The sequence below is a fragment of the Kitasatospora sp. MY 5-36 genome (assembly GCF_001182915.1).
Classification (GTDB): Bacteria; Actinomycetota; Actinomycetes; order Streptomycetales; family Streptomycetaceae; genus Kitasatospora.
In genome coordinates this window covers 1-4,139 of the sequence record NZ_LFVW01000817.1, presented here as the reverse complement: position 1 = coordinate 4,139, position 4,139 = coordinate 1, and the positions used below count along the sequence as shown (strand labels likewise).

Sequence of the window (4,139 nt, the reverse complement as noted above, 5' to 3'; positions counted from 1 at the left end):
GAACGGCCGGGCCGGGGCGGGCGACCGGCGGCGGTTCCGCGGCGCCGCCCACAGCGCCGACCCCGGGCAGCTGCTCACCGCCGTGCTCGCCTCCCTCGACCAGGCCGCCACGGCCCGGGCCGTCCACCCCGCGGACACCCTCGGCAAGCTGGTCGTCGTCGCCGAGGCCTCCGCCCGGCTGCTGGACGCCGTCGGCTGGTGGGTCTCGTACGTCCCGCCCGGCTCCCACCTCATGCGCACCGCCCAGCACGCCGTCTACCGGATGACCAGCGGCCCCAGCAGCGTCCGCGCGGAGACCCAGCGGGCCCAGATCGAGGCCCCCGACGCGGTCTTCGACCTCCGGCACTACCCGATGACCCGCCGCGCCGTCCGCGGCGGCTCCTTCGCGCTGCGGGCGGGCGCGGCCGGCAACGACCCGGCGGAGGAGGCGATGCTCGTCGTCTCCGGGTACCGGGGCATGGTGGCCGCGGGCGGCCAGAACCCGGCCGGCGGCTGGCTGGTGGAGCTCTTCGCCGACGACGCGACGCTGCCGCTGGGGCAGGCCGCCTCCGCCATGCGCGCCCTGGTCTCGGTCGCCCTGGCGGGGCCGGCCTCGCCGCCGGTGGTCTGAGGGACCGGCCGCGGTGGTGGCCGTCCGCTGGTTCAGGCGCCGGAACCGCCGCCGGCGGACGGCGGGTTGAGGGCCCGCAGGGCGGCGTCGACCAGGCGGTCGGCGTGCTCGTGGGTGAGCGGGCCGAGCCGGTACTGCCAGCGGTAGTAGAGCGGGCCGTAGACGATTTCGACGGCCAGGTCGAGGTCGGTGTCGGGGGCGATCTGGCCGGCCTCGCGGGCGCTGCGGAGGCGGTCGCGGGTGACGGCCAGCAGGGGGTCCAGCAGGCGGGTGCGGTGCTCGGCCTGCAGTGCCGGGTCGTTGAGGATCTCCGCCATGATCGCCCGGTAGGTGCGGTCGGTGTCCGGGTCGGCCAGTTCGTCGCTGGTGGGGCGCAGGACGGCGCGGAGGTCGGCGGCGAGGTCGCCGGTGTCGGGGAGCGCGATGCCGCCCTCGTGCTCGCCGGCGGCGAGGAAGGCGTCGAAGACCACGGCGCCCTTGGAGGGCCACCACCGGTAGATGGTCTGCTTGCCGACGCCGGCCCGGGCGGCGATCGCCTCGATGGTCAGCCTGCCGTAGCCGATCTCGGCGACGAGTTCGGTGGTGGCGGCGAGGACGGCGGCGTGCGCGCGCTCGCTGCGTCGGGCGGGGTCGGGAGCTGTTCTGGAGGCCATGGAAAAAATTCTATGCGAAACAACGAGACGAGACGTATTGTCTTCCCATGCCATCGCGAGACGGATCGTCTCGTCTCATCCCCCGTTCCCCGGAGGTGCCCGTGAACCGCCCCCCTGCACACATCCTGATGGTCTCCATTCCCGCTCATGGGCATGTCAATCCCAGTCTCGCGGTGATCACCGAGCTGGTCTCCCGGGGTCACCGGGTCAGCTACGTCAACGACCCCTCCTTCCGGGAGGTCGTCGAGTCCACCGGCGCGACCTTCGTCCCGTACCCGACCAAGCTGCCGCTCACCGACGACCCGGCCGGCTGGCCGTCGGACCTGGTGGCGATCCAGGAGGTGTTCCTGGACGACACGCTGGCGATGTGGCCCGTCCTGCTGGAGGCCTTCGAGGACGACCGCCCCGACGTGGTGCTCTACGACATCGGCGGCTTCGCCGGGCGGGCGCTCGGCGAGCGGCTGGGCGTGCCGGTGGTGCAGCTGTCGCCCGCCTTCGTCGGCTGGGAGGGCTTCGAGGAGGACCTCGCGGCGATGTTCGAGCCGATGCGCAACGGCCCGGGCGGCCCCGAGCACTACCGCCGGTACGCCGACTGGCTGGCCGAGGCGGGCGCGGTGCAGCGCGACGTGGAGGGCTTCAAGAACCGCCCCGAGCGGTGCGTGGCGCTCGTCCCGCGCGCCCTCCAGCCCAACGTCGACCGGGTCGACGAGCAGCGGATCAGCTTCGTCGGGCCCTGTTTCGGCGACCGCGCCCACCAGGGCGAGTGGCAGCGGCCGGAAGGCGCCGAGAAGGTGCTGCTGGTCTCGCTCGGCTCGGCCTTCACCCACCAGCCCGCCTTCTACCGGGCCTGCGTGGAGGCCTTCGGCGACCTGCCGGGCTGGCACACCGTGCTCCAGGTCGGCAAGCACACCGACCTGGCCGAGCTCGGCGAGGTGCCGGACACCGTCGAGGTGCACCGGTGGGTGCCCCAGCTGTCGGTGCTCTCCCAGGCGGACGCCTTCGTCACCCACGCGGGCATGGGCGGCTCCAGTGAGGGGCTGTTCCACGCCGTGCCGATGATCGCGGTGCCGCAGGCCGCCGACCAGTTCGCCAACGCGGACGCCCTGGTCGGCCTCGGCGTCGCCCGCCGGCTGGACACCGAGCAGGCCACCGCGGAGGCGCTGCGCGCCGCCCTGCTGGAGCTGACCGGCGACCCGGCGGTGGCCGAGCGGCTGGCCGAGCTGTCCGCCGCCGGCCGGGCCGAGGGCGGCACCACCCGGGCCGCGGACCTGATCGAGGCCGAGCTGCGCGTGTCGTGACGCCGCCCGTGCCGTGATGCGGGGAGCGATAGGGGGCCGCGGTGTGCGGCGCCGATCCGGAGGGCGGAGAATCCGGATGGCGAGCACCTGTTGTCATATCTTCATTCACCTGATGAGATGGTGTATATGGATATGCACAGTGCTGTGGCCCCCGACGCTCCGCTGGTCCTGGTCGGCAAGGCCGACGTCGGTGCCGAGGACGTCCTGGCCGTCGCCCGGGGGAACGCCCGGGTCGAGATCGGTCCCGACGCGCTGGCCGAGATGGCGGCCGCCCGTGCGCGGATCGACGCCCTCGCGGCCGAGCCGCGCCCCGTCTACGGCGTGTCGACCGGCTTCGGCGCGCTCGCCGTGCGCCACATCAGCCCCGAGCTGCGCGCCCAGCTGCAGCGGTCGCTGGTGCGCTCGCACGCCGCCGGCATGGGGCCGGCGGTCGAGCGCGAGGTGGTCCGCGCGCTGGTGTTCCTGCGGATGAAGACGCTGGCCTCCGGCCGTACCGGCGTCCGGCCGCTGGTCGCGCAGACCATGGCCGCCCTGCTCAACGCGGGCATCACCCCGGTGGTGCGGGAGTTCGGCTCGCTCGGCTGCTCCGGCGACCTCGCGCCGCTCTCGCACTGCGCGCTGGTCCTGATGGGCGAGGGCACCGCCACCGGCCCGGACGGCGTGGAGAAGCCCGCCGCCGAGCTGCTCGCCGCCGCCGGCATCGAGCCCGTCGAGCTGCTGGAGAAGGAGGGCCTCGCCCTCATCAACGGCACCGACGGCATGCTCGGCATGCTGGTGATGGCCATCGCCGACCTCCAGCGGCTGTTCACCACCGCCGACATCACCGCCGCGATGAGCCTGGAGGCGCTGCTCGGCACCGACAAGGTGCTCGCCCCCGAGCTGCACGCCCCGATCCGCCCGCACCCGGGCCAGGCGCTGAGCGCCGCCAACATGCTCGCCGTCCTCAAGGACTCCGGCCTCACCGGCCACCACCAGGACGACGCCCCGCGGGTCCAGGACGCCTACTCGATCCGCTGCGCCCCGCAGGTGGCCGGCGCCGGCCGGGACACCCTGGCGCACGCCCAGCTGGTCGCCGCGCGCGAGCTGGCCGCCTCGGTCGACAACCCGGTGGTGCTGCCGGACGGCCGGGTGGAGTCCAACGGCAACTTCCACGGCGCCCCGGTCGCGTACGTGCTGGACTTCCTCGCCATCGCCGCCGCCGACCTCGGCTCGATCTCCGAGCGCCGCACCGACCGGCTGCTCGACAAGGCCCGCTCGCACGGCCTGCCGGCCTTCCTGGCCGACGACCCGGGCGTGGACTCCGGCCTGATGATCGCCCAGTACACCCAGGCGGCGCTGGTCAGCGAGAACAAGCGGCTCGCCGTCCCGGCCTCGGTCGACTCGATCCCGTCCTCCGCGATGCAGGAGGACCACGTGTCGATGGGCTGGTCGGCCGCGCGCAAGCTGCGCCAGGCGGTGGCCAACCTCGGCCGCATCCTGGCCGTCGAACTGACCGCCTCCGCCCGCGCGCTGGAGATCCGCCGGCAGGCCGACGGGGCCGGCGGGCTCGCCCCGGCCACCGCGGCCGCGCTGGCCGCC

The 4,139-nt window shown here is 74.4% G+C and carries 3 protein-coding genes and 1 pseudogene; 3 read left to right on the top strand and 1 reads right to left on the bottom strand.

The annotated features are described in order from the left end of the window. A pseudogene (locus tag AE652_RS36660) lies at window positions 1-610 on the top strand (sensor domain-containing diguanylate cyclase); the annotation flags it as partial. A 32-nt stretch (window positions 611-642) separates the two neighbouring features. On the opposite strand, the gene AE652_RS36655 reads toward AE652_RS36660, so the two are convergent. Continuing rightward, a complete protein-coding gene (locus AE652_RS36655; protein WP_049659404.1) occupies window positions 643-1,263 on the bottom strand; it encodes a TetR/AcrR family transcriptional regulator in 621 nt (206 codons plus the stop codon). A 128-nt stretch (window positions 1,264-1,391) separates the two neighbouring features. Here AE652_RS36655 and AE652_RS36650 point away from each other — a divergent pair, with 128 nt between their 5' ends. Further along, window positions 1,392-2,561, top strand: a complete 1,170-nt coding sequence (locus AE652_RS36650; protein ID WP_049659401.1) for a macrolide family glycosyltransferase — start codon at window positions 1,392-1,394, stop codon at window positions 2,559-2,561. A gap of 126 nt (window positions 2,562-2,687) precedes the next feature. Beyond that, on the top strand, window positions 2,688-4,139 hold a 1,452-nt coding region (gene hutH / locus AE652_RS36645), incomplete at its 3' end, for a histidine ammonia-lyase (RefSeq protein ID WP_049659409.1).

Excerpts from the sequence above, each read along its gene's own strand:
- AE652_RS36655 (WP_049659404.1), bottom strand. The coding sequence starts at position 1,263 with ATGGCCTCCAGAACAGCTCCCGACCCCGCCCGACGCAGCGAGCGCGCG.
- AE652_RS36650 (WP_049659401.1), top strand. The coding sequence starts at position 1,392 with ATGGTCTCCATTCCCGCTCATGGGCATGTCAATCCCAGTCTCGCGGTG.